General features: G+C 63.4%; 25 protein-coding genes. 11 read left to right on the top strand and 14 right to left on the bottom strand.

From position 1 onward, the window contains the following. The first annotated feature begins 9 nt into the window (after positions 1-9). Positions 10-921 carry a DMT family transporter gene (locus ASD01_RS24820; protein ID WP_034802469.1) on the top strand — a complete coding sequence of 304 codons (912 nt, stop codon included), beginning with the start codon at positions 10-12 and terminating at the stop codon, positions 919-921. Positions 922-982: 61 nt separating this feature from the next. Here the strand turns inward: ASD01_RS24820 and ASD01_RS24815 are convergent, their stop codons facing one another. Beyond that, positions 983-1,411 (bottom strand): Fur family transcriptional regulator, encoded by a 429-nt coding sequence (locus ASD01_RS24815; RefSeq protein WP_034802472.1) that lies wholly within the window; start codon positions 1,409-1,411, stop codon positions 983-985. Between the two features lie 121 nt (positions 1,412-1,532). Here ASD01_RS24815 and ASD01_RS24810 point away from each other — a divergent pair, with 121 nt between their 5' ends. Genes ASD01_RS24810 through ASD01_RS24795 form a run of 4 tightly spaced genes read left to right on the top strand, consistent with a single transcriptional unit; the run spans position 1,533 to position 5,075 of the window. Next, a complete protein-coding gene (locus ASD01_RS24810) occupies positions 1,533-2,438 on the top strand; it encodes a metal ABC transporter substrate-binding protein (protein ID WP_034802475.1) in 906 nt (301 codons plus the stop codon). Further along, positions 2,435-3,370, top strand: a complete 936-nt coding sequence (locus ASD01_RS24805; protein WP_034802478.1) for a manganese/iron ABC transporter ATP-binding protein — start codon at positions 2,435-2,437, stop codon at positions 3,368-3,370. The genes ASD01_RS24810 and ASD01_RS24805 overlap by 4 nt, the downstream gene beginning before the upstream one ends. Next, a complete protein-coding gene (locus tag ASD01_RS24800) occupies positions 3,367-4,227 on the top strand; it encodes a metal ABC transporter permease (RefSeq protein WP_034802481.1) in 861 nt (286 codons plus the stop codon). The genes ASD01_RS24805 and ASD01_RS24800 overlap by 4 nt, the downstream gene beginning before the upstream one ends. Beyond that, on the top strand, positions 4,224-5,075 hold the full coding sequence (locus tag ASD01_RS24795) for a metal ABC transporter permease (protein WP_034802483.1): 852 nt from the start codon (positions 4,224-4,226) through the stop codon (positions 5,073-5,075). The genes ASD01_RS24800 and ASD01_RS24795 overlap by 4 nt, the downstream gene beginning before the upstream one ends. 40 nt (positions 5,076-5,115) lie before the next feature. On the opposite strand, the gene ASD01_RS24790 is transcribed toward ASD01_RS24795, so the two are convergent. Further along, entirely contained in the window at positions 5,116-5,865 is a 750-nt protein-coding gene (locus ASD01_RS24790; RefSeq protein WP_089044351.1) for a F0F1 ATP synthase subunit A, read from the bottom strand. Between the two features lie 330 nt (positions 5,866-6,195). Next, positions 6,196-7,101: an aminoglycoside phosphotransferase family protein gene (locus ASD01_RS24785; RefSeq protein WP_034802488.1), complete on the bottom strand. Its 906-nt coding sequence runs from the start codon at positions 7,099-7,101 to the stop codon at positions 6,196-6,198. A gap of 41 nt (positions 7,102-7,142) precedes the next feature. Between ASD01_RS24785 and ASD01_RS35760 the strand changes: the two genes are divergently transcribed. Further along, positions 7,143-7,304 (top strand): hypothetical protein, encoded by a 162-nt coding sequence (locus tag ASD01_RS35760; RefSeq protein WP_156553009.1) that lies wholly within the window; start codon positions 7,143-7,145, stop codon positions 7,302-7,304. Between the two features lie 81 nt (positions 7,305-7,385). After that, the gene (locus ASD01_RS24780; protein ID WP_051659628.1) at positions 7,386-8,300 is read left to right on the top strand and encodes a DUF6030 family protein; all 915 of its coding nucleotides are present in this window, start codon (positions 7,386-7,388) and stop codon (positions 8,298-8,300) included. Between the two features lie 36 nt (positions 8,301-8,336). Here the strand turns inward: ASD01_RS24780 and ASD01_RS24775 are convergent, their stop codons facing one another. Beyond that, a complete protein-coding gene (locus ASD01_RS24775; protein ID WP_034802493.1) occupies positions 8,337-8,768 on the bottom strand; it encodes an Lrp/AsnC family transcriptional regulator in 432 nt (143 codons plus the stop codon). A gap of 125 nt (positions 8,769-8,893) precedes the next feature. Between ASD01_RS24775 and ASD01_RS24770 the strand changes: the two genes are divergently transcribed. Further along, entirely contained in the window at positions 8,894-9,997 is a 1,104-nt protein-coding gene (locus ASD01_RS24770; protein WP_034802496.1) for a saccharopine dehydrogenase family protein, read from the top strand. An 86-nt stretch (positions 9,998-10,083) separates the two neighbouring features. Here ASD01_RS24770 and ASD01_RS24765 read toward each other — a convergent pair whose 3' ends face one another. From ASD01_RS24765 to ASD01_RS24730, 8 genes are all read right to left on the bottom strand, one after another. Next, positions 10,084-11,511, bottom strand: a complete 1,428-nt coding sequence (locus tag ASD01_RS24765) for a mannose-1-phosphate guanylyltransferase/mannose-6-phosphate isomerase (RefSeq protein WP_034802500.1) — start codon at positions 11,509-11,511, stop codon at positions 10,084-10,086. Between the two features lie 178 nt (positions 11,512-11,689). Next, the gene (locus ASD01_RS24760; protein ID WP_034803086.1) at positions 11,690-12,091 is read right to left on the bottom strand and encodes a F0F1 ATP synthase subunit epsilon; all 402 of its coding nucleotides are present in this window, start codon (positions 12,089-12,091) and stop codon (positions 11,690-11,692) included. A 120-nt stretch (positions 12,092-12,211) separates the two neighbouring features. Next, a complete protein-coding gene (gene atpD, locus ASD01_RS24755; RefSeq protein ID WP_034802502.1) occupies positions 12,212-13,729 on the bottom strand; it encodes a F0F1 ATP synthase subunit beta in 1,518 nt (505 codons plus the stop codon). A gap of 24 nt (positions 13,730-13,753) precedes the next feature. Beyond that, the gene (locus tag ASD01_RS24750) at positions 13,754-14,635 is read right to left on the bottom strand and encodes a F0F1 ATP synthase subunit gamma (RefSeq protein ID WP_034802504.1); all 882 of its coding nucleotides are present in this window, start codon (positions 14,633-14,635) and stop codon (positions 13,754-13,756) included. Positions 14,636-14,662: 27 nt separating this feature from the next. After that, complete coding sequence (gene atpA, locus ASD01_RS24745) at positions 14,663-16,192, bottom strand: F0F1 ATP synthase subunit alpha (protein ID WP_034802507.1); 1,530 nt, start codon at positions 16,190-16,192, stop codon at positions 14,663-14,665. After that, positions 16,192-16,758 (bottom strand): F0F1 ATP synthase subunit delta, encoded by a 567-nt coding sequence (locus tag ASD01_RS24740; RefSeq protein WP_034802509.1) that lies wholly within the window; start codon positions 16,756-16,758, stop codon positions 16,192-16,194. The genes atpA and ASD01_RS24740 overlap by 1 nt, the downstream gene beginning before the upstream one ends. 257 nt (positions 16,759-17,015) lie before the next feature. Further along, positions 17,016-17,402 (bottom strand): AGROH133_08824 family phage infection protein, encoded by a 387-nt coding sequence (locus ASD01_RS24735; protein WP_034802512.1) that lies wholly within the window; start codon positions 17,400-17,402, stop codon positions 17,016-17,018. Positions 17,403-17,540: 138 nt separating this feature from the next. Further along, positions 17,541-19,757, bottom strand: coding sequence for a primosomal protein N' (locus tag ASD01_RS24730; protein ID WP_034802515.1), 2,217 nt, complete (start codon positions 19,755-19,757; stop codon positions 17,541-17,543). A 179-nt stretch (positions 19,758-19,936) separates the two neighbouring features. Here ASD01_RS24730 and fsa point away from each other — a divergent pair, with 179 nt between their 5' ends. Continuing rightward, positions 19,937-20,590, top strand: a complete 654-nt coding sequence (fsa, locus tag ASD01_RS24725) for a fructose-6-phosphate aldolase (RefSeq protein ID WP_034802519.1) — start codon at positions 19,937-19,939, stop codon at positions 20,588-20,590. A gap of 55 nt (positions 20,591-20,645) precedes the next feature. On the opposite strand, the gene ASD01_RS24720 is transcribed toward fsa, so the two are convergent. Both ASD01_RS24720 and ASD01_RS24715 read right to left on the bottom strand, forming a co-directional pair. Then, positions 20,646-21,779 (bottom strand): AAA family ATPase, encoded by a 1,134-nt coding sequence (locus ASD01_RS24720; RefSeq protein WP_034802522.1) that lies wholly within the window; start codon positions 21,777-21,779, stop codon positions 20,646-20,648. Positions 21,780-21,847: 68 nt separating this feature from the next. Further along, a complete protein-coding gene (locus tag ASD01_RS24715) occupies positions 21,848-22,771 on the bottom strand; it encodes a GNAT family N-acetyltransferase (RefSeq protein ID WP_034802530.1) in 924 nt (307 codons plus the stop codon). A gap of 135 nt (positions 22,772-22,906) precedes the next feature. On the opposite strand from ASD01_RS24715, the gene ASD01_RS24710 reads away from it, so the two are divergent. Beyond that, positions 22,907-23,842: a tyrosine recombinase XerC gene (locus ASD01_RS24710; RefSeq protein ID WP_034802532.1), complete on the top strand. Its 936-nt coding sequence runs from the start codon at positions 22,907-22,909 to the stop codon at positions 23,840-23,842. 99 nt (positions 23,843-23,941) lie between these two features. Further along, a complete protein-coding gene (locus ASD01_RS24705) occupies positions 23,942-25,027 on the top strand; it encodes a TraB/GumN family protein (protein WP_034802533.1) in 1,086 nt (361 codons plus the stop codon). Positions 25,028-25,069: the final 42 nt, after the last annotated feature.

Here is a 25,069-nt window from a genome sequence, read left to right as displayed (position 1 = left end):
GCGATCCCGATGGCCAAGACCAACCTTTCTCTCGAACTCCTGCTGCTTCTTGCGCTCGCAACGCTCTGGGGCGCCTCCTACACCTTCATCAAGATCGGCATCGAGACCATTCCGCCGGTCACGCTGATCGCCGCCCGCACCCTGATTGCCGGCGCGCTTCTTCTTGCCGTTCTGCGCTGGCGTGGTCTCAGCCTGCCGCGTGACGCGGCGACTTGGCGGCGCTTCCTGTTCCAGGCCTGCCTCAACAGCGTTGTGCCCTTCACGCTGATCGCCTGGGCCGAGCAGACGATCGATGCCGGCATCGCCTCGATCCTCAATGCGACGACACCGATCTTCGCCTTCCTGATGACGGCGCTGATCACCCGCCACGAAGCGGTCACGGCCCGCAAGCTCGTTGGCATCGTCGCCGGCATGACCGGCATCAGCCTGATCATCGGCATGGAGGCCTTCGGCGGCCTCGGGGAACAGTTGCTGCCACAGTTGGCCGTGGTGCTCGCCACCGTCTGCTACGCGGGCGCCGCCATCTTCGGTCGCGGCTTCAAGGGACTCGACCCGATGATGCCCGCCGCCGGCTCGTTGATCGCAGGTGCTGCCCTGCTGATCCCGGTAAGCCTCGTCGTCGACAGGCCCTGGACGCTTGCGCCGTCGACGGAGTCGCTGCTGGCACTGCTCGGCCTCGCCGTCTTCTCGACCGCCCTTGCCTTTGCCATCTACTTCCGGCTGATCCAGACACTGGGCTCGGTCGGCGCCACGGCACAGGCCTATCTGCGCGTGCCGATCGGCGTTGCCATCGGCGCGCTCTTCCTCGGCGAACGGCTGTCGGACACCGCCTGGATCGGCCTTGGCTGCGTCATCGTCGGGGTCGCGGCCATGACCATTCCGGCGCGGCGACGCGGCGACGCGATCGCCGACCGCGGCTGAGGCCACTTACGGATAAAGAGAAGAGATTGCGCGCGCCGTCTGGCGCGCCATTGCCGACGCCTCAGTCCTTGCGCTTGCGGCAGTAGAGTTCCAGCCGGTGACGTACGAGGTCATAGCCGAGTTCGGCGGCGATTTCCGCCTGAAGCTGCTCGATCTTGTCGGAGCGGAACTCGATCACCGCACCGGTGTCGATGTCGATCAGATGATCGTGATGCGGCGCGTCGGCGGTCTCGAAGCGAGCGGTCGCACTCTCAAAGGCATGGCGCTGCACCACGCCCTGTTGCTCAAGCGCAGACAACGTCCGGTAGACGGTCGATAGCGAGACGGTGGCGTCAATTTCCTTCGCCCGGCGATGCAGTTCGTTTGCATCCGGATGGTCTTCGGCGGTGGCGAGGATCTTCAGAATAGCGGCACGCTGGCGCGTCACGCGCACGCCGCCATCCCTCAACACGCCTTCCAGTTCTTCGACACGATTCTTGTTCTGTTTCATGGTCGTACACTAGCCAAGGGCACGGCCTTTGAAAATAGCCAGTTGCGAATGCTTCTCATTTGCATTGACTTATGCAAATCATTCCCCTACTCCTGTGAGCATCAACATCTGGGAGTAAAGAATGATCGATCAGACGAGGCGCGCGATCCTGGCGGCAATGACGGCCGTCGCAGCCATTGCGCTCGTTCCAGGCGCCGCTTACGCGCAGGAGAAATTCAAGGCAGTGACGACTTTTACGGTCATTGCCGACATGGCAAAGAACGTCGCGGGCGACGCGGCCATCGTCGAATCGATCACCAAGCCGGGCGCCGAGATCCACAACTACCAGCCGACGCCGCGCGATATCCTGAAGGCGCATGACGCCAAGCTGATCCTCTGGAATGGCCTGAACCTGGAGCGCTGGTTCGAGAAATTCTTCCAGAACTTCGACGATGTTCCCGGTGTCGTCGTCTCGACCGGCATCGACCCCATGGGCATTGCCGAGGGCCCCTATACCGGCAAGCCCAATCCGCATGCCTGGATGTCGCCATCGGCCGCGTTGATCTATGTCGACAACATCCGCGACGCCTTCGTGAAGTATGACCCTGATAATGCCGAGACCTACAAGGCCAATGCCGAGGCCTATAAGCAGAAGATCGAGGCGACCATTGCACCGATCCGCGCCGAGATCGCCAAGATCCCCGAGGACAAGCGCTGGCTGGTCTCGAGCGAAGGCGCCTTCAGCTACCTGATCCGCGATTTCGGAATGAAGGAACTCTATCTCTGGCCGATCAACGCCGACCAGCAGGGTACCCCGCAGCAGGTCCGCAAGGTGATCGACGCCGTCCGGGCGAACCATATCCCGGTCGTCTTCTCCGAAAGCACGATTTCGCCGGACCCGGCAGAACAAGTGGCGCGCGAGACCGGTGCAAAATACGGCGGTGTGCTCTACGTTGATTCCTTGAGCGAAGCGGACGGCCCGGTTCCGACCTATGTCGACCTGCTGCGCGTCACATCGGAAACCATCGCCAAGGGTCTTGCACAATGAACCTTCAGGTGAAGACGCGCTCCGGGCCAGCACCTTCTTCCGGTGAGCAAGGAAGCGGCATCCGCGTCGCGGGTGCCACCGTCACCTACCGCAACGGCCTGCGGGCGCTGCGTGACGCCAGCTTCGAGATCCCGACCGGCACGATCACTGCGCTCGTCGGCGTCAACGGCAGCGGCAAGTCGACGCTGTTCAAGGCGATCATGGGCTTTGCCCGCCTGTCGCGCGGCGAGATCGCGATCCTCGGTCTTTCCGTGCCGGACGCGCTGAAGAAAAACCTCGTCGCCTATGTGCCGCAGGCCGAAGAAGTCGACTGGAACTTCCCGGTGCTGGTCGAGGACGTGGTCATGATGGGCCGTTACGGCCACATGAACATGTTGCGCATCCCGAAGAAAGTCGATCACGAAGCGGTCGAGGCAGCCCTTGCCCGCGTCGGCATGAGCGACTACCGCAAGCGCCAGATCGGCGAACTCTCCGGCGGCCAGAAGAAGCGCGTCTTCCTCGCACGCGCCCTTGCCCAGGACGGCAAGGTCATCCTGCTCGACGAACCCTTCACCGGCGTCGACGTCAAGACCGAGGACGCGATCATTCGGCTTTTGATCGGCCTTCGCGACGAGGGCCGGGTCATGCTGGTCTCGACCCACAATCTCGGCAGCGTACCGGAATTCTGCGACCGCACCGTGCTTCTGAAGAACACCGTGCTCGCCTATGGCCCGACCGAGACGACCTTCACCCGCGAGAACCTCGAGCTCGCCTTCGGCGGCGTGCTGCGGCACTTCGTGCTCGGCGGCGATAGCCTGCACGACGACGCCGATCCCCGCCAGCTTGCCGTCATCACCGACGACGAGCGTCCGCTCGTCATGTATGGCGACAAGGACCGCATGGTAGCGCAGCCGGCAAAGCCCGAGACCAACGGGGAACAGAACGGCAAATGATCGCCACGCTCTCCGAACCCTTCACCTACGGCTACATGCTCAACGCCATGTGGGTGAGCGCACTGGTCGGCGGCGTCTGCGCCTTCCTGTCCTCCTATCTGATGCTGAAAGGCTGGTCGCTGATCGGCGACGCGCTCTCGCACTCGATTGTGCCCGGCGTTGCCGGCGCCTACATGCTCGGCCTGCCCTTCTCGCTCGGCGCCTTCTTCTCCGGCGCCCTTGCCGCCGGCGCCATGCTGTTTCTCAATCAGCGCACAAGGCTCAAGGAAGACACGATCATCGGGCTGATCTTCACCTCCTTCTTCGGCCTCGGCCTCTTCATGGTCTCGCTGTCGCCGACGTCGGTGAACATCCAGACAATCGTGCTCGGCAACATCCTGGCGATCACGCCCGCCGACACGCTGCAACTGGCGATCATCGGCATCGTCTCGCTCATCATCCTGACGGCCAAGTGGAAGGACCTGATGGTGACCTTCTTCGACGAGAGCCACGCCCGCTCGATCGGCATCCCGACGACCTTCCTCAAGGTCTTGTTCTTCACGCTGCTTTCGGCCTGCACGGTCGCGGCCCTCCAGACCGTCGGCGCCTTTCTCGTCATCGCCATGGTCGTAACACCGGGCGCCACCGCCTATTTGCTGACGGATCGTTTTCCGCGGCTGATCCTCATCAGCGTCGCCATCGGCACGCTGACGAGCTTCTTCGGCGCCTATTTCAGCTATTTCCTCGATGGCGCCACCGGCGGCATCATCATCGTGCTGCAGACGCTGATCTTCCTGACGGCCTTCGTCTTTGCCCCGAAGCACGGGCTTCTGGCCGCGCGCCGGCGCGGCGCCGAACCGGTGGAGGCCGGCCGATGATCTCGCTCGACATGATGCTTGCCGTGTTCGAATTCGAGTTCATGCGCAACGCGCTTTTGATCTCGGTGCTGGTGGCGATCCCGACCGCGATGCTCTCCTGCTTCCTGGTGCTGAAGGGCTGGTCGCTGATGGGCGATGCGATCTCACATGCCGTCTTTCCCGGCGTGGTGATCTCCTACATCGTCGGCCTGCCGCTCGCCGTCGGTGCCTTTGCCGCCGGCATGTCCTGCGCGCTGCTCACCGGCTATCTCAAGGAAAACAGCCGCATCAAGCAGGATACGGTCATGGGCGTGGTCTTCTCCGGCATGTTCGGTTTCGGCTTGGTGCTCTACACCAAGATCCAGAGCGACGTGCACCTCGATCACATCCTCTTCGGCGACATGCTCGGCATCGGCTGGCCGGACATTGTCGAGACCGGCGTGATCGCGCTCGTCGCCGCCGGCATCCTCGCGGTCAAGTGGCGGGATTTCCTGCTGCATGCCTTCGACCCGGCCCAGGCCAAGGCGGTCGGCCTGCCGGTCAACTGGCTGCACTATGGGCTGCTGGCGATCCTGTCGCTGACGATTGTCGGTGCGCTGAAGGCGGTGGGGCTGATCCTCGCCATCGCCATGCTGATCGCGCCCGGCGCCATCGCCTTCCTGATAACCCGGACAATGGGCATGATGCTCATCGTCGCCGTGCTGATCGCGATGACGGCGTCCTTCACCGGCGTCTATCTGTCCTTCTTCATCGACAGCGCGCCGGCGCCGACCATCGTGCTCCTGATGACCGCAATGTTCCTGATGGCCTTCGCCTGGTCGTCCTGGCGGACCTACCGAAACGAAGCCCGGCGCGTGGCGGCCGAATGAAAAAAAGGCTCCCCTTGGCGGGGAGCCTCCTTGCCTTATTTCAGTGGCTCGGATGCAGCGCGTCGTTGAGATACATGCAGGTCAGCATGGTGAAGATATAGGCCTGGATCAGGGCCATCAGCAGCTCCAGCCCCGTCAACGCCACCGTCATCAGCAGGGGCATGATCGCCGCCAGAATGCCCAGCGCGCCGAAACCGCTCAAGCCCACGACGAAGCCGGCGAAAACCTTGAGCGTGATATGACCGGCGAGCATGACCGCGAACAGACGGACCGAGTGGCTGACCGGGCGCGACAGGTAGGAGACCACCTCGATCGGGATGATGATCGGTGCCAGGATCAACGGCACGCCTGAGGGCATGAACAGCCTGAGAAAGCCGAGGCCGTGCCGGTAGAGGCCGTAGAGCGTGACCGTCAGGAACACCAGCATCGCCAGCGCGAAGGTGACGGCGATATGGCTCGTTACCGTGAAGGCATAGGGAAACATGCCGATCAGGTTGGCGGTCAGGATGAACATGAACAGCGAGAAGACCAGCGGGAAAAAGCGCATGCCCTTTTCGCCGGCATTGTCGCGCAGTGTTTTCGCCGCAAACTCGTAGAGGATTTCGGCCGCCGATTGCGCCCGGTTCGGCACGAGGCCGCGTCTCCTGGTCGACAGGATCAGGAACAGGCTGGCGATCGCGATCGTCAGCACCATGTAGGCGGCCGAGTTGGTAAAGCTGATCTGGTAGCCGCCGACTTCGGCGATCGGGAAGAGCGACTTGATCTCAAATTGTTCGATGGGTCCGGCCATCATCAACCTCGTGCGTTGGTGACGAAACGTCGGCGGCGCGCGCAGGCGGCCACCTGCGCGCTTCAATATGTTGGGAAAGCGATCGGCGGCCGAGATCGTTCCACGAAACGATGGCTTCCGGCGGGGCAATCGGGCTGCTCGATGAAGGAATTGGTCACGCGGACGTGCCGCGGGCTACGGGGCTGCATGGTACGATCGTCTCCAATATCTCGGTCGAGATAATGGGGCCGTCCCCAGGCGAAACACCGACGCGGGTCGTCCCGCGTGCGCCTGACCTAGAGGCAATTTGCGCCGGGGTCAAGTCGGCGCTTGGCCGCCGCCCAACCGGTCTCAGCCGTAGCGACGGTGATCCGCAAGCACCTCGTCGATCACCACGCGCTGCTTTGCCTTTTCGCTCGCGGGCGCGCCAGTCATGTCGGCAAGGACGATCAGCGCCTTCCACAGGGTCCAGCCGCGGCCGCGCGCCCAGGCGCCGCGATCGAGAGCCATGCCGTCGCGGAAAACCTCGCGGTTCTCGCCGTCGAAAAACGTCCAGGCGATCGCCAGATCGCAGGCCGGATCCCCGACGCCGGAGGTGCCGAAGTCGATGACGCCGCTCAAGCTGCCGTTCTCGACCAGCAGGTTGCCCCAGGCGATATCGCCGTGAAACCAGACAGGCGCTCCTTCGAAAGGCGCGGCAAGTGCGGCCTCCCACACCTCTGCTGCCACTGTCGTATCGACATTGTCCGCAAGCAGCGTGAGCGCCTGACGCGTCTGCGCATCATAGAAGGCGGGCGGTCCGCCGCTATGGAAATTGTGATCGCCGGGCAAGGGTGCCCCGATGGCATCCGCTTGCATCAGCGCGCGCAGGAACCGCGCCAGGTCCTTCGCCACCTGACTGACATCGTCGACCCGCTCGACAGCCAGTGTTTGCCCGGGGAGATAACGATAGACCGACCAGGGCCAGGGAAAACCTTCTCCCGGCACGCCCTTGCCGAGAGGCACCGGAATGGGCAGCGGCAGTTGCGACGCCAGCAGCGGCAGCCAGCGATGTTCCTTTTCGACCTGCAGAACGTAGTGTTCGGCGCTCGGCAACCGGACGGTCATCCGGTCGCCGAGGCGAAACGTCCGGTTATCCCAGCCGCCCGGGTCGATCGGCCGTACGTCGAGTTCCGACCATTGCGGAAACTGCGCCGCGAGCAGCCGGTGCACCAGTGGTACGTCGATCGAGGGAGTTGCGGATGTCGGCTCTGTCATGACGAACGTACGCCCCGTTTGAATGTCTGCGGACGCAAGCTATGCAATCGCTTCCGGATTTCAACTTTTTAGTTCACGCCGACAACCATTCACCGGCGCGTTGTGCCGAGATGCAACAGTCGCCGCGCGGTTATCGGCGGTTGCATATTGCCGCCGCGACGGATTTCGAGGATGAAGAAAGCTTGGACATCTTGCTAGCCTGAGATCATGGAAACCCGGCAGACCGATCGCCCTTCGCTGGAGGCTCCGCAGCTCATCGCCCATCATCGGGCGGGCGAGGCTGCATGAGCACGGCCAAGGGCAAGACGCCCGCCGGCAAGCCGGCCCGCAGCACCGGTCTGCGCTTCTTCATCGTGGCCCTGCTGCTGATCGTCACCGCCATCGTCGCGACGGCCCTGCTCGCCAACGAGCAGCGCAATCTGAAAAGGGTTCTGCTCGCATTCGGCCTGCCGACGACCTTCCTCGAACGGGGAAAGCCAGACGAGACGACGGGCACGAAGCGCGCGAGGCGCGTGCCACCGCGCATCGCCCTGCCCGCCTGGACCTTCCAGGATCTGCAGACGCCGGAGCAGCCGTTCCTGCGCGCCATCCGCAGCGACCCCAAGGCGCTTTGCGACGAGTTGCGCGACGCCGGCTTTCGGGAACTCGAATGGAAATCGAGCGCCGGCGAACAGGCTCAATGGGAATGCTCCTCGCTCATTTCCTTCCCCCGGCCGGGCGAGGACAAACCCTCCTCGATCTTCATCTTCGTCAAGGGCAGCGGCGAGGAAGAGATCTCATCGTTCCGGGTCAAGCTCAACATCGAGCGCCAGGAGGACAGCCAGGCGGTGACGACGGCGGCGGCGCGCGCGGCATCCGTGTTCCTCGACCACGTGCGCTGGGCGGATGCGGCCAGCGTCACCTTGCAGATCCAGGCGCTGAGGGAATTCGACCTCAAGCGCTTCGGCAGCCGCATCCAGCTCAAGCGTGAATCCGACGAGGAGACGCAGCGCTACAATTTCCTCGCCAATCAACCCGCCCGCGCCCGCCCGAAGAACATTGCCGAACAATATTTCGACCGCAGCAAGTGGCTCGCCTATGGCGATGGCAGCCTGCGCAGTTTCGTTCGGGGACCGAGCGCCTGGAACGCTCCAGCCAAGGTGCCCGACGGAACGGGTAGCAACAAAGAGGAATCCGCGCCGTCCGTTAGCCCACCCTGACGGCCGCGTCGCTTGTCGCTTGAGCCGAAGGACGGCCTAGCGGTCGATCCGCGTCGAGAGGATGATCGACGACAGCGTCCGGTCGACACCGTCGATTTCGCCGATCCGATCGATCAGCAGGTCGAGTTCGCTGATCGACATCGCGGCGACCACGGCGATCAGGTCGAAGCTGCCGCTGACCGAATGCAGCGTCTGGATTTCCCGGATGGCGCTCAGTTCCGGGGTCACGCGCGAGAGCGCCCGCGGCGCAATGGTGATCAGCACATGCGCCTTGACCAGCCCCTTCTCGTAGCTTTCCGAGAGGCGCACGCCATAGCCGGCGATGATGCCTTCGCGCTCCAACCGCTCGATACGGGCCTGCACCGTCGTGCGCGACAGACCAAGCCTTCGGGCAATCGTCGCCGTCGGCATGCGGGCGTTCTCGCTCAAGATGGCGAGAAGCTCGCGATCCTTGTCGGTGATCTGCATTTCGTCTGTCCTGTTGGGCAATCTGCCGAATTTAGATAGGCGATTTAGTCATATTAGCGCTTCAAATCAACGGCCCCTCCCTCGACAATAGAGACACAAACAGTTCTCATACCCCGGGGGAAAGAATGAAGAATATCGTCGTCATCGGAGCAGGCAAGATCGGCTCCACCATCGCTCGCATGCTGGCCCACACCGGCGACTACAGCGTCTGCGTCGCCGACCGCGCCGCCGAGCAGCTGGAACAGGTCGAAAAGCATGCCGCGATCACGACGGCAACCGTCGACATCGGCGACAAGAAGGCGCTCGTCGCCCTTCTCTCCGGCAAGTTCGCCGTGCTCAGCGCCGCTCCGTTCCACCTGACGGTCGCAATCGCCGAAGCCGCTGCCGAAGCCGGCATCCACTACCTGGATCTTACCGAAGACGTCGAATCCACCCGCCAGGTCAAGGCGATCGCCGCCAAGGCGAACACCGCCTTCATCCCCCAGTGCGGCCTCGCACCGGGCTTCATCTCGATCGTCGCCAACGATCTCGCCAGCCGCTTCCAGACGCTGGAAAGCGTGCGCATGCGCGTCGGCGCCCTGCCGCAGTACCCGTCGAACGCTCTGAACTACAACCTCACCTGGAGCACCGACGGCGTCATCAACGAATACATCGAGCCCTGCGAGGCGATCGTTGAGAGCAACCTGATCGAAGTTCCGGCCATGGAAGAACGCGAAGAATTCTCGCTTGATGGCGTCACCTACGAAGCCTTCAACACCTCGGGCGGCCTCGGCACGCTCTGCGAAACGCTGAAGGGCAAGGTCCGCACGCTGAACTACAAGACGATCCGCTACCCGGGTCACGCCGCCATCATGAAGGCGCTGCTGAACGACCTCGGCCTGCGTCACCGCCGCGAAGTCCTCAAGGACATCTTCGAAAATTCGCTGCCGACCACCACCCAGGACGTCGTCGTGATCTTCGTTACCGTTTCGGGCTTCCGCGACGGTCGCCTGATCCAGGAAACCTACGCCAACAAGGTCTATAGCGGCGTCGTTGCCGGTCGCATGCAGAGCGGCATCCAGATCACCACGGCCGGCAGCATCTGCGCCGTGCTCGATCTGCTCGCCGAAGGCAAGATCGCCCAGAAGGGTTTCGTTCGTCAGGAAGACATCGGCCTCGACACCTTCCTCGCCAACCGCTTCGGTCACTACTACGCCCAGAAGGGCGAGAGCGCGCGCGTCGCCGGCTGAGCCAATCAGTCCTGATGCGCCGACTTCAATGCCCGGGTTCAGCCCGGGTATTTTTCGTTTCACGGTCCGCCAACGATGCGATGCGCTTAGTTGCGGCCGAATTCGTCCTCGATGCGAACGGTGTCGTCGTCGCCGAGATAGGAGCCGGTCTGCACCTCGATCAGCTCCAGCGGAATCTTGCCCGGATTGTGCAGCCGGTGCACCGTGCCCTGCGGAATGAACACCGACTCGTTCTCGTGCAGGAGCCGCGTCTCGCCGCCCATGGTGACCTCCGCCGTGCCGCGCACGACGATCCAGTGCTCGGCGCGGTGATGGTGCTTCTGCAGGGAGATTTTCTTGCCGGGCGTCACACGTAGCCGCTTCACCGAGAAGCGCTCGCCGTCGGAAAGCGCGGCCACCGCGCCCCAGGGGCGGTAGGAGGTCGGGTGCACCTCCGTCAGCGCCGCGGTTTTGGGAGAACGCGCCAGCGCCTTGACGATATGGCCGACGCTCTGGCTGTCGTCCAGCCGCCCGACATAGACGGCGTCCTCGCCGGCAATGACGGCCACGTCTTCCAACCCCTGCACCGCCAGGTGAATGTCGCGTGACAGAACCAGCGAGTTGCGGGTGTTCGACACCGTCGCCCGGTCCGTGACGACATTGCCGTCGTCATCCTTGCGCCCGGTCTTCCACACCGCATCCCAGCTTCCGAGATCCGACCAGGGGAAGGACGACGGCACAACGGCTGCATGGTCGGTCTTTTCGAACACGGCGTAGTCGACGGAAATATCCGGAGCGGCTGCGAAGCTCTCGCCGTGCAGCCGGGTGAAATCGAGATCCTTGTAGGCACCTTCGACGGCAGCCTTCGCTGCGTCGAAGACTTCGGGCGCAAAGCGCTTCAACTCGTCGAGAAAGAGCGTCACCGGCAGCATGAACAGGCCGGAGTTCCAGAGATAGCGCCCGGTCGCGATCATCGCCTCGGCTTTCGCCCGATCCGGCTTCTCGACAAAACGCGCCACCCGGTTCGTACCTTCGGCCAGCTCGTCGCCACACTCGATATAGCCGTAACCGGTGGCCGGCTCGGTCGGCGTGATGCCGAAGGTCACCAGCTCTCCCCGCCCGGCGGCCGCCTGCGCTCTCAGGATGCAGTCCTCGTAGAGGACGCCGGCATCGATCTCGTGATCGGAGGCGAGCACCTGCATGATCGCCCCTTCGCCGTAGCGCCCAAGGACTGCAAAGGCGGCGGCCGCAAGGGCCGGTGCGGTGTTGCGCGCCACCGGCTCCAAGAGGATGTCGCCGAGCTCAGCCTCGATCGTACGGGCCTGCTCGGCGACGATGAAGCGAAAGTCGCTGTTGGTGACGACGATGGCCGGCTCGTATCGCGTGCGGTCGCCCACGCGTTCGAGCGTCTGCTGGAACAGCGATCGCTCGGAAAGAATCTGCAGGAACTGCTTGGGCGCGGCTGAGCGCGAGAGCGGCCACAGTCGGGTGCCCTTTCCGCCGGCCATGATGACAGGAACAATCTTCGACGTCATGCCAGCGGTCTCTCTTCCTAGGCTGAACGATGCCGGCTCAGTACAGCAGCTCTAATGAAGAATGGCTAAAGCGGCCGGTCCGGCTGCTATTGGTTACAAGATCGGGCAAAACAGGCAACAAAAAACCCCGCTCGAAGGCGGGGCTTTCTCATTCGCTTCACCCTTCCGGGTGTCCCTTTCAGGCCGGGATCACGATCTCGCCGAGCTTCGTCAGTTCGGCGACGAACTGCTCCAGACGGGTCTTCTTTTCGTCGCCGGCGCCTTCCAGCTCGGCACGAACCGCGTCGATACGGCTTTCGAGAGCCGTGCGGTCGAGTTCATCGACATGAACGGCGGATTCGGCGAGCAGCGTGCAGCCGGTCGGCAGGATGTCGGCAAAGCCGCCAAACACCGCAAAGCGCTCCGTCTTGCCGTCGGCCAGCTTCACCGTGACCACGCCGGGCTTCACCGTCGTCATCGTCGGCGCGTGATTGGCCATCACGGTCATCTCGCCCTCGGTCGCCGGAATGACGACTTCCGTCACCTTTTCGGAGACGAGCAGGCGCTCGGGGGAAACAAGCTCAAAGTTGAAATCGGCCATGACCATTCACTTCTTGTGGGCGCGCCACCTGAGAGGCGGCTGTGCATGTCTTCCCTATCCTTGCGAAAGGACAGGATGAAAGCCTCGGCGCTTGTGCAGCGCCGAGGCTTAACAGTGCTATCAAGCGGCTTCGGCAGCCAGCTTCTTGGCCTTTTCAATCGCTTCTTCGATCGAGCCAACCATGTAGAAGGCAGCTTCCGGCAGGTGGTCGTACTCGCCGTTGACCAGGCCCTTGAAGCCCTTGATCGTGTCTTCGAGAGCGACGAGCTTGCCCGGCGAACCCGTGAAGACTTCGGCGACGAAGAACGGCTGCGACAGGAAGCGTTCGATCTTACGAGCGCGGGCAACGGCCAGCTTGTCTTCTTCAGACAGTTCGTCCATGCCCAGGATGGCGATGATGTCCTGGAGCGCCTTGTAGCGCTGCAGGGTCGTCTGCACCTTACGCGACACTTCGTAGTGCTCTTCGCCGACGATCATCGGGTCGAGCATGCGCGAGGTCGAGTCGAGCGGGTCAACGGCCGGGTAGATACCCTTTTCGGCGATCGAGCGCGACAGAACGGTCGTTGCGTCCAGGTGGGCGAACGAGGTTGCCGGTGCCGGGTCGGTCAAGTCGTCGGCCGGAACGTAGATGGCCTGAACCGAGGTGATCGAGCCCTTGGTCGTCGTGGTGATGCGTTCCTGCATCTGACCCATGTCGGTCGCCAGCGTCGGCTGGTAACCCACGGCCGACGGAATACGGCCGAGCAGAGCCGACACTTCGGAACCTGCCTGGGTGAAGCGGAAGATGTTGTCGACGAAGAACAGAACGTCCTGGCCCTTGTCGCGGAAGTCTTCAGCGATCGTCAGACCCGTCAGAGCGACACGAGCGCGGGCGCCCGGCGGTTCGTTCATCTGGCCGTACACGAGGGCAGCCTTGGAGCCTGCGCCACCGCCGTGCTTGTTAACGCCGGACTCGATCATTTCGTGGTAAAGGTCGTTGCCTTCGCGGGTACGTTCACCCACGCCTGCAAACACCGAGTAACCACCGTGCGCCTTGGCGACGTTGTTGATCAGTTCCATGATGAGAACGGTCTTGCCGACGCCTGCGCCGCCGAAGAGGCCGATCTTGCCGCCCTTTGCGTAAGGAGCGAGAAGGTCGACGACCTTGATGCCGGTGACGAGGATCTGCGCTTCCGTCGACTGCTCGACGTAGGACGGCGCTTCCTGGTGGATGGCGCGCTTGCCCGAGGTGACGAGCGGGCCCGCTTCGTCAACCGGCTCGCCGATGACGTTCATGATGCGGCCGAGCGTTTCGTCGCCAACCGGAACCGTGATCGGTGCGCCGGTGTCGGTGACCGACTGGCCGCGGACGAGACCTTCGGTCGAGTCCATGGCGATCGTACGGACGGCGTTTTCGCCGAGGTGCTGTGCGACTTCGAGAACGAGGCGGTTACCGTTGTTGTCGGTTTCCAGCGCGTTCAGGATCTGCGGAAGCTGGCCTTCATCGAACGCGACGTCGACGACGGCGCCGATGACCTGCGTTACGCGACCGACAGCGCCGGTTGCGGCTGCTGCTGCGGTCTTGGCGGAAGCTGCCTTCCTCGGTGCAGCGGGCTTCTTCTCCGCTGCGGTTTCTTTCGGGGTAGCTGCCTTAGCCATAATCCTTACCCTCTTCTCGTGACCTTAGAGCGCTTCCGCGCCCGAGATGATTTCAATGAGTTCCTTGGTGATCTGAGCCTGGCGCTGACGGTTGTAGTTCAGCGTCAGCTTGTTGATCATCTCACCAGCATTGCGCGTCGCGTTATCCATCGCGCTCATCTTGGCGCCCATTTCGCCGGCGACGTTCTCGAGCAAGGCCCGGAAGATCTGCACCGAAATGTTGCGCGGAATGAGATCGCTGAGGATCGCGCCCGCGTCCGGCTCATATTCGTAGACAGCCGAAGCATCCGATGCTTCCGCTGCGACCGGGCCGGCCGAAGCGGGGATCAGCTGCTGAGCCGTCGGAATCTGGGCGATAACGGACTTGAACTCAGAATAGAACAGCGTGCAGACATCGAACTCGCCCTTTTCGAAGAGCGCGATGATCTTGTGGCCAATCTGGTCGGCGTTTTCAAAGCCGATCTTCTTGACCTCACGCAGGTCGACACGATCGATGATCAGCGACGCGTATTCGCGGCGCAGAATATCGAAGCCCTTCTTGCCGACGCAGATGATCTTGACCGTCTTGCCGGCTGCAAGCAGCTTGCGAACGTGGTCACGGGCATGACGGGCGATCTGCGAGTTGAAGCCGCCGCAAAGGCCGCGTTCAGCCGTGCAGACGACCAGAAGGTGCGTATCGTCCTTGCCGGTTCCGGTCATCAGCGCAGGCGCGCTGTCGTCCGCGCCAACCGCCTGGGCGATGTTGGCGAGAACGGCAGCCATACGCTGCGAGTAAGGCCGGGCGGCCTCGGCCGCCTCCTGCGCGCGCCGAAGCTTCGCCGCGGCGACCATTTTCATCGCCTTGGTGATCTTCTGCGTCGCCTTGACGGAGGCGATCCGGTTCTTCAGATCCTTAAGTGAAGGCATCCGTTATCCGTCCTAAATGAAATCCGCTCAGGCGAAAGACTTGGCGAAGCTGTCGATTGCAGCCTTCAGCTTGCCCTTGACGTCGTCGGAGATCGCCTTGTCCTTGCGGATGGTTTCCAGGATGTCCTTGCCTTCCGAACGCATGTACGAAAGCAGGCCCTGCTCGAACTTGCCGACCTGGTTGACCGGCAGCTTGTCGAGGTAACCGTTGACGCCTGCGAAGATGACAGCGACCTGTTCTTCCGTCTTCAGCGGCGAGAACTGCGGCTGCTTCAGGAGTTCGGTCAGGCGGGCACCGCGGTTCAGCAGGCGCTGCGTAGCGGCGTCGAGGTCCGAGCCGAACTGCGCAAAGGCGGCCATTTCGCGATACTGGGCGAGTTCGCCCTTGATCGAGCCGGCAACCTGCTTCATCGCCTTGATCTGCGCAGCCGAGCCGACGCGCGAAACCGACAGACCGACGTTAACGGCCGGACGGATGCCCTGGTAGAACAGGTCGGTTTCGAGGAAGATCTGGCCGTCGGTGATCGAGATCACGTTGGTCGGGATGAACGCCGAAACGTCGTTACCCTGCGTTTCGATGACCGGCAGAGCCGTCAGCGAGCCAGCGCCCATGTCGTCGTTCAGCTTTGCAGCGCGCTCGAGCAGACGGGAGTGCAGGTAGAAAACGTCGCCGGGGTAAGCTTCGCGGCCCGGCGGGCGGCGCAGCAGGAGCGACATCTGGCGGTAGGAAACAGCCTGCTTCGACAGGTCGTCGTAGCCGATCAGGGCATGCTTACCGTTGTCACGGAAGTATTCGCCCATCGCGCAACCGGCGAACGGTGCGAGGTACTGCATCGGAGCCGGGTCGGAAGCGGTCGCAGCAACGATGATCGAGTACTGCAGAGCGCCACGCTCTTCCAGAACCTTCACGAACTGGGCAACGGTCGAACGCTTCTGGCCGATTGCGACGTAGACGCAATACAGCTTGTCACCTTCCGGACCATTGTCGTGAATGGCCTTCTGGTTGAGGATCGTGTCGAGGATGATCGCGGTCTTGCCGGTCTGGCGGTCGCCGATGACGAGTTCGCGCTGGCCACGGCCAACCGGGATGAGGGCGTCGATGGCCTTGAGGCCGGTCGACATCGGCTCATGCACCGACTTGCGCGGAATGATGCCCGGAGCCTTGACGTCAACGCGCGAGCGCTGCTTGGCGTTGATCGGGCCCTTGCCGTCGATCGGGTTGCCGAGCGCGTCGACGACGCGGCCGAGCAGTTCCGGACCAACCGGAACGTCCACGATGGCGCCAGTCCGCTTGACGGTGTCGCCTTCCTTGATGTCGCGGTCCGAACCGAAGATAACGACACCGACGTTGTCGGCTTCGAGGTTCAGCGCCATGCCGCGAATTCCACCCGGGAATTCGACCATTTCGCCTGCCTGGACATTGTCGAGGCCGTAGACGCGGGCAATACCGTCACCGACGGAAAGCACCTGACCGACTTCGGAGACTTCTGCTTCCTGGCCGAAATTTTTGATCTGATCTTTGAGAATTGCGGAAATTTCCGCGGCGCGGATATCCATCAGCCGACCTCTTTCAGTGCAAGCTTAAGGGTAGAGAGTTTGGTGCGAAGGGAAGTGTCAATCTGGCGGGACCCGACCTTGACGATCAGACCTCCAAGAATAGACGGGTCGACGGTGACGTTGACCGCCACGTCTTTGCCGGTGACGCTCTTCAGCGTCGCCTTCAATTCAGTTTCCTGCGCCGCGGAGAGCGCATGGGCCGACGTGACGTCGGCGGAAATTTCACCACGATGGCGCGCGGCGATCAGGCGGAACGCCTTGATCATGCCCGGCAGCGCGAAGAGGCGGCGATTGCGGGCAACGACCTTGAGGAAGTTACCGACGAGCCCGGAGATGCCAGCCTTCGCGGCAACTGCCGAAATGGCCTTGAACTGGTCGTCTGCAGAAAAGACCGGGCTGGCGATCAGCCGCTTCAGATCGTCGCTGCCGTCGATCAGGGCCTGGACGCGGGTAAGATCCGCACCGACTGCCTCGACCGAACCGGCGCTGAGCGCGAGTTCAAAAAGCGAGGACGCATATCTTTCTGCAACACCGGAAATAAGCTGGGATGTGTCTGCCACGGGCACAAGCTTCTCTCAATTTCATCCAAGAACTGCGCTGGCGGTGGGCCGTCAACTTAAAATCTTGAATTTGCTGCAATAATTTGCAGGATATCGAGGCCTGGCGACCCACTTCCCCCGCAATTCGCGGTTCGTCTAGCATAGGATGTTTGGACTCGCAACACGCGAAGGGCAGGAATGCGGCATAAGTCGGCCACCTTTGGCCGAATTTTGCCGTAAATTCGGTCCTGCGCTGTGAATCGCGGGGAAGCCCGCAATCGCAATCAGATCATGCCGAAGACATAGGCGAGCGGAAGGATGGCGAGTGCCGCCTGAACGATGAGCGCCGCCCAGTTGTAGAGCGTGCTGCCGTTGTCGCTCATCATCGAGAGGATTCGGCCGAAGGCGGCGAGCGCAAAGGCCGCGCCGACAGCGAGATAAACCATCGGCTGGGCGAGCAGAATGGCGGCAAGACCGAGCCCCACATGCATGCCGCCCATGGTCGAGCGCGCCTCGGCAAGGCCGCCGCGCCGCCCCTCGGCAATACCGATGCCGGCTGCGCGAAAGGTCAGCCGCGGAGCAAACAGCATGACGACGCCGATCAACGCTGCTACCGCCGCCGCGCAGAAGGCGAGGAACTCGCCGGTTTCCGTCGGAATATAAAACTCCATGCCCGTTCCCGCAGATGAGCCCGTTGTCATGCTGCCCCGTCGTCGGCCGGAGCAATGCGTCCCTGACCTCTAGCGCATGTCGCCCCGGTTGTGAATCGCCCACGGGCTTCAGAATGCGGCGATCACAGGAAACTTGAACTACAGGAAGCTCTGCGGATCGATGTCGAGCTGGACGCTGATCGAGCCGCGCTCCTTGGGACCGGCGGCGATCATCGCCTTGACGAAGGCCTGCATGTCGCTGTTACGCCGGCCATGCACCAGCAGCCGGAAGCGATGCCGCCCGCGCACCAGCGCCAGCGGCGCCTCGGCCGGACCGAGAATACTGATACCCTCGGTGCGGGGGGCGGCCATCCGCAAGCCGCGCGCGTGGCCCTCGGCATCCTGGCGCGTGTCGGCCGAAACAATCAGCGAGGCAAGCCGGCCAAAAGGCGGCAGCAGCGCTTTCTCGCGCTCGGCGATCTCGCGGTCGTAGAAGGCGTCGGCATCGCCGGAAACGATCGCCTGCATCACCGGATGCTGCGGCTGATAGGTCTGCAGCAAGCCGAGGCTTTTGAGACCCGTTCGGCCCGCACGACCCGTCACCTGCGAGAGCAGCTGGAAGGTCCGCTCCGCCGCACGCGGATCGCCGTTCGCAAGACCCAGATCCGCATCGACAATGCCGACCAGTGTCATCAGGGGGAAGTTATGTCCCTTGGCGACGAGTTGCGTGCCGATGACGATATCGGCTTCGCCACGCGTGATGGCTTCAAGCTCCAGCCTCAACCGTTTGACGCCCATCAGGTCGGAAGAAAGCACGATGGTGCGCGCCTCGGGGAAATGCCGCTCCACCTCTTCGGCGATGCGCTCGACCCCCGGCCCGCAGGCCACCAGATGATCGAGCGTGCCGCATTCCGGGCAGGCTTCCGGCGTGCGCTCGGAGTAGCCGCACTGGTGGCACTGGATCTGCCCGCGGAAGCGATGCTCGACGAGCCAGCTCGAACAATCCGGGCACTGGAAGCGATGGCCGCAGACGCGGCAGAGCGTCAGCGGTGCGTAGCCGCGACGATTGAGGAAGAGCAACGCCTGTTCGCCACGCTCGACCGCCTTGCCGACCTGGTTCAAGAGCACCGGCGACAGAAAGCCGCCGCGTGCCGGCGGGTGCTGACGCATGTCGACGACGCCGAGCCGCGGCAGCGCCGCATCGCCGAAACGGGTCGGCAGGTGGATCGGCTTGTAACGGCCGACATCGCCATTGACCCGGCTTTCGAGCGACGGCGTCGCCGAGACGAGCACGACGGGAAAGCCGGTGATGCGACCACGAACGACCGCCATGTCGCGCGCATTGTAGAAGACGCGATCTTCCTGCTTGTAGGCGGGGTCGTGCTCTTCGTCGACGATGATGAGGCCCAGTTCCTCGAAGGGCAGGAACAGCGCCGAGCGGGCGCCGGCCACGACGCGGACGGTGCCTGTCGTCACCTGGCGCCAGACCTTTTCGCGGGTGCGGGGAGCCAAGTCCGAATGCCACTCGGCGGGCTTGGCGCCAAAACGATCCTGGAAGCGCTCGAGGAAGCTCGACGTCAGCGCGATTTCGGGAAGCAGGATCAGCACCTGCTTGCCGGCGCGAAGGGTCGCAGCGATCGCCTCGAAATAGACCTCGGTCTTGCCGGATCCGGTGATGCCGTCGATGAGCGACACCGAGAAGCCGCCCTCCTCTACCGCTGCCAGCAGATCGGCGGCCGCATCCTTCTGCGGGCCTTCGAGCCGGGGCGCGGTGAAATCGGGATCTGGCAAGGCGACGACAGGCGGCGGCGCCATGAAGACGGTCTCGAATACGCCTTGCTGGGTTAGCCCTTCGATCACACTCGACGACGTGCCGGCGGCATGCGCCAGCCCCGAGCGCGTCCAGGAAAAACCGTCACTGGCGGCAGCGATTACGCGCTCGCGCGCAGCCGTCATGCGCTCCGGCCGCATCTCGGTGAGACGCAGTGCCTCCACCATCGGTTCAGGATCGAACGCCGCCGGTGCGCGGAGCGCCATACGCGCCACCAGCCCCGGCGGCGTGACGGTATAGGCGGCCACCCAATCGAGAAAGGTCCGCATGTCGCGCGTCAGCGGCGGGCAGTCGAAAGCCTTCTCGATCGTCTTAAGTTTCTTGGCATCGACGCTCCCGTCATCATCGCCATCCCAGACCACGCCGACGACGAGACGGGGGCCCAGAGGCACCTGCACGATCGAGCCCGGTTCGACCGCCATGCCGTCGGGAACCGCATAGGAATAGGCTTTCGGCGCCGGCAAGGGCACCAGGACCGGCACGACGCGACGGGCCGAAACGGGCCCGAGCAAATCGCCGAATAAATCGGTTGAATCGCGAGTCATTTTGCCGTGACCTTGCCACGTGTTTCGGTTAAAGAAAACTGCGCTGCGAACCGCAGCCTTGCAGGCCGCAGGGTTTGTCACGGTTCCACCAGAGTTTCAACGCGCGCGATCTCTGCCAACGGAATTCCTCCCCGGTAGATATGCGCCGAACGGCAATCGTGCCCCAAGGGAGTGACCCCATGAAATTTTTCGTTGATACCGCCGACGTCAAGGAAATCCGTGAGCTGAACGATCTCGGCCTTCTCGATGGCGTCACCACCAACCCGTCGCTGATCCTGAAGTCGGGCCGTGACATCACGGAAGTCACCAAGGAAATCTGCGGCATCGTCGAAGGCCCGGTTTCGGCTGAAGTGACCGCAACCGAATACGCCGAGATGATGAAGGAAGCCGCCGTTCTCTCGAAGATCGCCGACAACATCTGCATCAAGCTGCCGCTGACGCTCGACGGCCTCAAGGCCTGCAAGGCGCTGACGTCTGACGGTCATCAGACCAACGTGACGCTGTGCTTCTCGGCCAACCAGGCGCTGCTCGCCGCCAAGGCCGGCGCGACCTTCGTCTCGCCTTTCGTCGGCCGCCTCGACGACATCGCGTTTGACGGCATGGACCTGATCCGCGAGATCCGCCACATCTACGACAACTACGGCTACGAGACCGAAATCCTTGCAGCTTCGATCCGCACCGTGAACCACGTCAAGGAAGCCGCCCTCATCGGCGCGGACGTCGTCACCGCACCGCCGGCAACGCTGAAGGCGCTGGTCAAGCACCCGCTGACCGACAAGGGCCTCGAAACCTTCCTGGCCGACTGGGCCAAGACCGGCCAGAAGATCGCCTGATACTTTCAGGAAAGTTCAGAAAGAGCCCGGCCACCGCGCCGGGCTTTTTTGTTGCCTACTCGTCATCGTCCATCAGCCCTGTCAGCCGCATGCCGTCGATCCAGGTGGCGCTGTCCTTGCGGATCACTCGCCGCGGACGAATGCCCGAGCGTTGACGCACTTCCTGCGCCAGCCGCTCCGAATGGGTGACGATCCAGATCTGGCTTTCGCGCGACGCGCTGGCGATCATGTCGGCAAGCGCCGGCAGCATGTCCGGGTGCAGGCTCGTCTCCGGTTCGTTGAGCGCGATGAAGCGCGGCCGGCGATAGGAAAGCAGTGCGGCCGCCAGCGCCAGAAAACGCATCTGGCCGTCGGAAAGCTCGCGCGGCGAAAACGGTCTGTTGGGAAAATCCGGAAAGACCAGCGAAAATTCGGCGAACTGGCCAGGTTCGGGAACATCGAGGTAAGCGCCGCCGAACGCATCGGCAATGGCCCGGTCGAGATCGACCGTGTCCTCGCGCGTGTGGCGGAGCGTTGCAAAGACGGCCGCCATATTGACGCCGGTCTCGTCGAGCATCGGCGCGGTCACCGCAAGGCAGGGCAGCCGCAACGGCGAATCGCGATCGGTGCGGAAGCCGTGAAAGAAGCGCCACTGCTCGACCGCTCGGCGGAAGGTGCCGACCTCCGGATAATGGCCGGCATCGCCGAGCAGCGAGATCGCCGTTTCGGACGTCAGCGCCTGCTCCGGATAATCCTCCATCCGCCCGCGTTCGCCGCGCACGAAGATGCCGGGGCCCACGCGTTTCATCATCGTCACCGGGCGGCGGCCGGTTTCGACCGTCAGTTCCTCTTCCTTGACCTGTGGCTCATAGGCGAACCCGGCCGCAGCCTTCGGCGGACGCAGCCCGGCCTCGATGCGGTAGCGGAAGGTGATGGCCCGCTCCTCGTCCAGAAGCTCGGTTTCGAGCCTTATGCGCGCCGGCTTGTCGGCACGCCGGCGGCCGCTCCAGAGCGCCGACGACATTCCGCCCTCTTCGGCAATCTCGCGCGCCAAAGTGCCCCGCGTGGCGGCTTGCACGAGTTGAAGCGCCCGGTAGAGATTGGACTTGCCGACGCCGTTTTCGCCGATGAACAGGTTGACCCCGGTCAGATCCATGCGGATCGACCTCAGCGAACGGTAGTTTTCGGCAAACATGGATTGAAGCTGCATGGCTCAGACCTAGCCGATCCGCCGCGCGGGGTGAAGCCCGCCAGCGTTTCCGTAAGCCACGACAGTCGCTAGAGCGCGGCCGCCGTTTGCAGCCGGGGCTTGAAGGCCGCGTCGGCATCCAGCGCCAGATCGAAGACCGTGTGTCGTTCGAGCGCCTTCGTCACCTCGCCCGTTTCACCTTCCAGCGCCTCCGGCGGGATGAGGTTGCCGATGCGAAAGTCGAAAAGATCGCCCTTCTTGTTCAGCAGTTCGTGGAACACGGTCATGTCGCGCAGCTCGGTCGACCATTTGGCGAACCAGTAGAACAGGCCGGAATTGCGGGCGCTCATATGCACCGGCAGGATCGGCAGGCCGTATTTGCGCGCAAAGCCCACGGCCGATGTCTTCCATGGCCGCTCGTTGAGACATCCTTCGGCCCAGTAGGCGATGCGTCCCGAGGGGAAGAGCACCGTCGCCTTACCCTCGCCGATCGCCCGGTTGGTCACCTGCAGCGTCTCACGCGCCTTCAGCTTGCTCTTGTGTTCCTCGCGCCATTCGACCGGGATGACCATTTCGACGAAGCGCGGATTGACGCGGATGGCGTCGCGATTGGCGAAGAACATCATGTCCGGCCGCCGGCTCTTCAAGAGGTCGAAAACGGCGATCCCATCGGCAATGCCGGTCGGGTGGTTGCTGACGAGCAGGAAGCCGCCCTTGGCGGGAATGCGCTCGGCCCGGTCGACCCGCACCTCCAGCGAAAGCAGCGAGCTCAGGTGCTCGAAGGCCTGGAATCCCGGCATATTGGCGACGGCATCGGCGAACTCGTGCGCCTTGCGATAGTTCAGCAACGTGTAGAGAAAGGGCCGCATCAGCGGCCATAGCGGGCTCTTGACGATCCGCTGGCCACGCTCCGCGATCAGGGTATCGACGATGTGGCCAGGCTGCCCCTGGGAGACCAGGGTGATTACTTCTGCAAAATGCGCGAATCCGTTCACCGAATCCCGTCCCGCCATAGTCCGATCCGTTTGTTTGCGGCTGACCATCGCAATTCTATATGATCGAAGGATGACAGATTCCAAGGGTGCATTAGCAAAAACCTAAGATGCGTCAGGGCATTGTCGCGGACCGACAAACTCAGGAAAACGACAATGAACGAGTTCCTCGTCATCGGCCATCCCGAGCTACTTGCCGAGCGTCAGCGCTGGCTGGACGGGCTCATGCGGGAGCGCCGCCTCTCCGACAATACCGTCGAGGCCTATGAGCGCGACACCCGGCAATTCCTGACATTTCTCACCGGCCATCTCGCCGGGCCGCCACGGCTTTCCGATATCCGCACGCTGAGGCCGGCCGACCTTCGCGGGTTCCTCGCCCAGCGTCGCAAGGGCGGCGCCGGCGCCCGCACGCTCGGCCGCGGGCTGGCCGGGCTTCGCTCCTTCCTGCGCTATCTCGAACGCAACGGCCTTGCCAATGCGGCCGGTGCGGCTGCGGTGCGTTCGCCCAAACAGCCCAAATCCCTGCCGAAGCCGCTCACCGATCGCGAAGCGCTGAATGTCGTGACGTCCGAGGCGCAACTTGCCGAGGAACCCTGGATCGCGGCGCGCAACGCAGCGGTGCTGACCCTGCTCTACGGCTGCGGCCTGCGCATTTCCGAGGCGCTCGGCCTCACGCCGTCAGCATTTGCCGGCGCGCCCTCGTCGCTGCGCATCGTCGGCAAGGGCGACAAGACCCGCATCGTGCCGCTGATCGAAGCGGCGCGCGAGGCCGTCGCCACCTACTTGAAGCTCTGCCCCTATCCGATCGCGGCCGATGCGCCGCTGTTCCTGGGCGCGCGCGGCGCCAAGCTGCAGCCGGCGATCATCCAGCGCGAAATGCAGAAGCTGCGCGGGGCGCTCGGCCTGCCCGAGACGGCAACGCCGCATGCGCTGCGCCACTCCTTCGCCACCCATCTGCTGGCCGGCGGCGGCGATCTCAGGACCATTCAGGAACTGCTCGGCCATGCCAGCCTGTCGACCACCCAGGTCTATACCGGCGTCGATTCGGCTCGGCTTCTGGAAATCTACGACCGCGCCCACCCGCGCGCCTGATTTTCGGCGAAAGAGCGGATTAACCATGCCCGTTAAGGAAGCCGTGACCGACCCGGGCCTAGGGTCGACTATCGACCATGCGACTGTCAGGGAAGAACGATGACCGCCTTTGCGAGACCTCAGCAAAACCTGCCGCGGCACCTGCTTGCGCGGCTCGCCGATGGCGCACTTTGGCTGGCCGCCCTGCTCCATGTCATGCTCGCCGCCTGCCTCCTCGTCGCTCTCGTCTTCGTCGCCGAGGCTGATGCCACGGAGGTCGAATGTGGCGGCGCGAATGTTCTGACCGCGCTTGCAAAATCCGACCCGACGAAACTGGCCGCACTCGAAGCGGAAGCTGCCGCCATCCCGAACAGCAAGGGCATCTTCTGGAAGATCGAGAAGGACGGTGTCGCGCCGTCCTGGCTGCTTGGCACGATGCATGTCACCGATCCGCGCGTGCTGGCCCTGCCGACTGAGGCGCCCGCCGCCTTTGAGGCAGCCTCGACCGTCATCGTCGAATCGGACGAGATCATCGACGAGAAGAAGTCGGCCGCCGCGATCCTGATGCGGCCCGATCTCACCATGCTTCCGGACAACAAGACGATCGCCGACTTCCTGAAGCCCGACGACCGCGAACAGCTCGAAACAGGCCTCAAGGCACGCGGCATTCCGCTGACCCTGGTTTCCCGCATGAAGCCCTGGATGATCGCGAGCTTCGTCGCGCTGCCCGCCTGCGAAATGAGCCGCAAGGCTGCAGGCGCCTCCTTCCTCGACAAGAAGATCGCCGAGGATGCCGTCAGTCAGGGCAAGAGGCTGAAGGGGCTGGAAACGCTGGTCGAGCAGCTCGCCGCCATGGACTCGCTGCCGACTGAACTGCATCTACGCGCCCTCATCGAGACGCTCGCGCTCGGCAAGACCATCGACGACGTCTTCGCGACGATGACCGATCTCTATCTCGTAGGCGACACCGGCATGATCATGCCGATGATGAAAGCCGTTTCGGACAAGAGCGCCGAGGATTTCGGCTATGCCGATTTCGAGCAGCGCATCATCGTCGACCGCAACAAAACCATGGCGACGCGCGCCGAACCGATCCTCAAGGACGGCGGCGCCTTCATGGCGGTCGGCGCACTGCACCTGCCGGGCAAGGAAGGTCTGGTCGAACTGCTTCGCGCCCAGGGTTTTACGGTCACGCGCGCCAACTGACGGGCCGGCCGTCAGCGAGCGCCCGCCGGCACGACGCTCCCT

The organism is Ensifer sp. Root423, assembly GCF_001426275.1.
Classification (GTDB): Bacteria; Pseudomonadota; Alphaproteobacteria; order Rhizobiales; family Rhizobiaceae; genus Ensifer; species Ensifer adhaerens.
Note: the sequence above shows the minus strand (reverse complement) of the source record. Positions and strands in the feature narration are given on the sequence as shown.

What these genes read in the sequence shown, in the direction of transcription:
- ASD01_RS35760 (WP_156553009.1), top strand. Translation starts at nt 7,143, where the DNA reads ATGCAATCGCTTCCGGATTTCAACTTTTTAGTTCACGCCGACAACCAT.
- ASD01_RS24800 (WP_034802481.1), top strand. Translation starts at nt 3,367, where the DNA reads ATGATCGCCACGCTCTCCGAACCCTTCACCTACGGCTACATGCTCAAC.
- ASD01_RS24780 (WP_051659628.1), top strand. Translation starts at nt 7,386, where the DNA reads ATGAGCACGGCCAAGGGCAAGACGCCCGCCGGCAAGCCGGCCCGCAGC.
- ASD01_RS24735 (WP_034802512.1), bottom strand. Translation starts at nt 17,402, where the DNA reads ATGGAGTTTTATATTCCGACGGAAACCGGCGAGTTCCTCGCCTTCTGC.
- ASD01_RS24710 (WP_034802532.1), top strand. Translation starts at nt 22,907, where the DNA reads ATGAACGAGTTCCTCGTCATCGGCCATCCCGAGCTACTTGCCGAGCGT.
- ASD01_RS24720 (WP_034802522.1), bottom strand. Translation starts at nt 21,779, where the DNA reads ATGCAGCTTCAATCCATGTTTGCCGAAAACTACCGTTCGCTGAGGTCG.
- atpD (WP_034802502.1), bottom strand. Translation starts at nt 13,729, where the DNA reads ATGGCTAAGGCAGCTACCCCGAAAGAAACCGCAGCGGAGAAGAAGCCC.
- ASD01_RS24760 (WP_034803086.1), bottom strand. Translation starts at nt 12,091, where the DNA reads ATGGCCGATTTCAACTTTGAGCTTGTTTCCCCCGAGCGCCTGCTCGTC.
- ASD01_RS24705 (WP_034802533.1), top strand. Translation starts at nt 23,942, where the DNA reads ATGACCGCCTTTGCGAGACCTCAGCAAAACCTGCCGCGGCACCTGCTT.
- ASD01_RS24820 (WP_034802469.1), top strand. Translation starts at nt 10, where the DNA reads ATGGCCAAGACCAACCTTTCTCTCGAACTCCTGCTGCTTCTTGCGCTC.
- ASD01_RS24750 (WP_034802504.1), bottom strand. Translation starts at nt 14,635, where the DNA reads ATGCCTTCACTTAAGGATCTGAAGAACCGGATCGCCTCCGTCAAGGCG.
- ASD01_RS24815 (WP_034802472.1), bottom strand. Translation starts at nt 1,411, where the DNA reads ATGAAACAGAACAAGAATCGTGTCGAAGAACTGGAAGGCGTGTTGAGG.
- ASD01_RS24730 (WP_034802515.1), bottom strand. Translation starts at nt 19,757, where the DNA reads ATGACTCGCGATTCAACCGATTTATTCGGCGATTTGCTCGGGCCCGTT.
- fsa (WP_034802519.1), top strand. Translation starts at nt 19,937, where the DNA reads ATGAAATTTTTCGTTGATACCGCCGACGTCAAGGAAATCCGTGAGCTG.
- ASD01_RS24715 (WP_034802530.1), bottom strand. Translation starts at nt 22,771, where the DNA reads ATGGCGGGACGGGATTCGGTGAACGGATTCGCGCATTTTGCAGAAGTA.
- ASD01_RS24810 (WP_034802475.1), top strand. Translation starts at nt 1,533, where the DNA reads ATGATCGATCAGACGAGGCGCGCGATCCTGGCGGCAATGACGGCCGTC.
- ASD01_RS24775 (WP_034802493.1), bottom strand. Translation starts at nt 8,768, where the DNA reads ATGCAGATCACCGACAAGGATCGCGAGCTTCTCGCCATCTTGAGCGAG.
- atpA (WP_034802507.1), bottom strand. Translation starts at nt 16,192, where the DNA reads ATGGATATCCGCGCCGCGGAAATTTCCGCAATTCTCAAAGATCAGATC.
- ASD01_RS24785 (WP_034802488.1), bottom strand. Translation starts at nt 7,101, where the DNA reads ATGACAGAGCCGACATCCGCAACTCCCTCGATCGACGTACCACTGGTG.
- ASD01_RS24805 (WP_034802478.1), top strand. Translation starts at nt 2,435, where the DNA reads ATGAACCTTCAGGTGAAGACGCGCTCCGGGCCAGCACCTTCTTCCGGT.
- ASD01_RS24765 (WP_034802500.1), bottom strand. Translation starts at nt 11,511, where the DNA reads ATGACGTCGAAGATTGTTCCTGTCATCATGGCCGGCGGAAAGGGCACC.
- ASD01_RS24770 (WP_034802496.1), top strand. Translation starts at nt 8,894, where the DNA reads ATGAAGAATATCGTCGTCATCGGAGCAGGCAAGATCGGCTCCACCATC.
- ASD01_RS24795 (WP_034802483.1), top strand. Translation starts at nt 4,224, where the DNA reads ATGATCTCGCTCGACATGATGCTTGCCGTGTTCGAATTCGAGTTCATG.
- ASD01_RS24790 (WP_089044351.1), bottom strand. Translation starts at nt 5,865, where the DNA reads ATGGCCGGACCCATCGAACAATTTGAGATCAAGTCGCTCTTCCCGATC.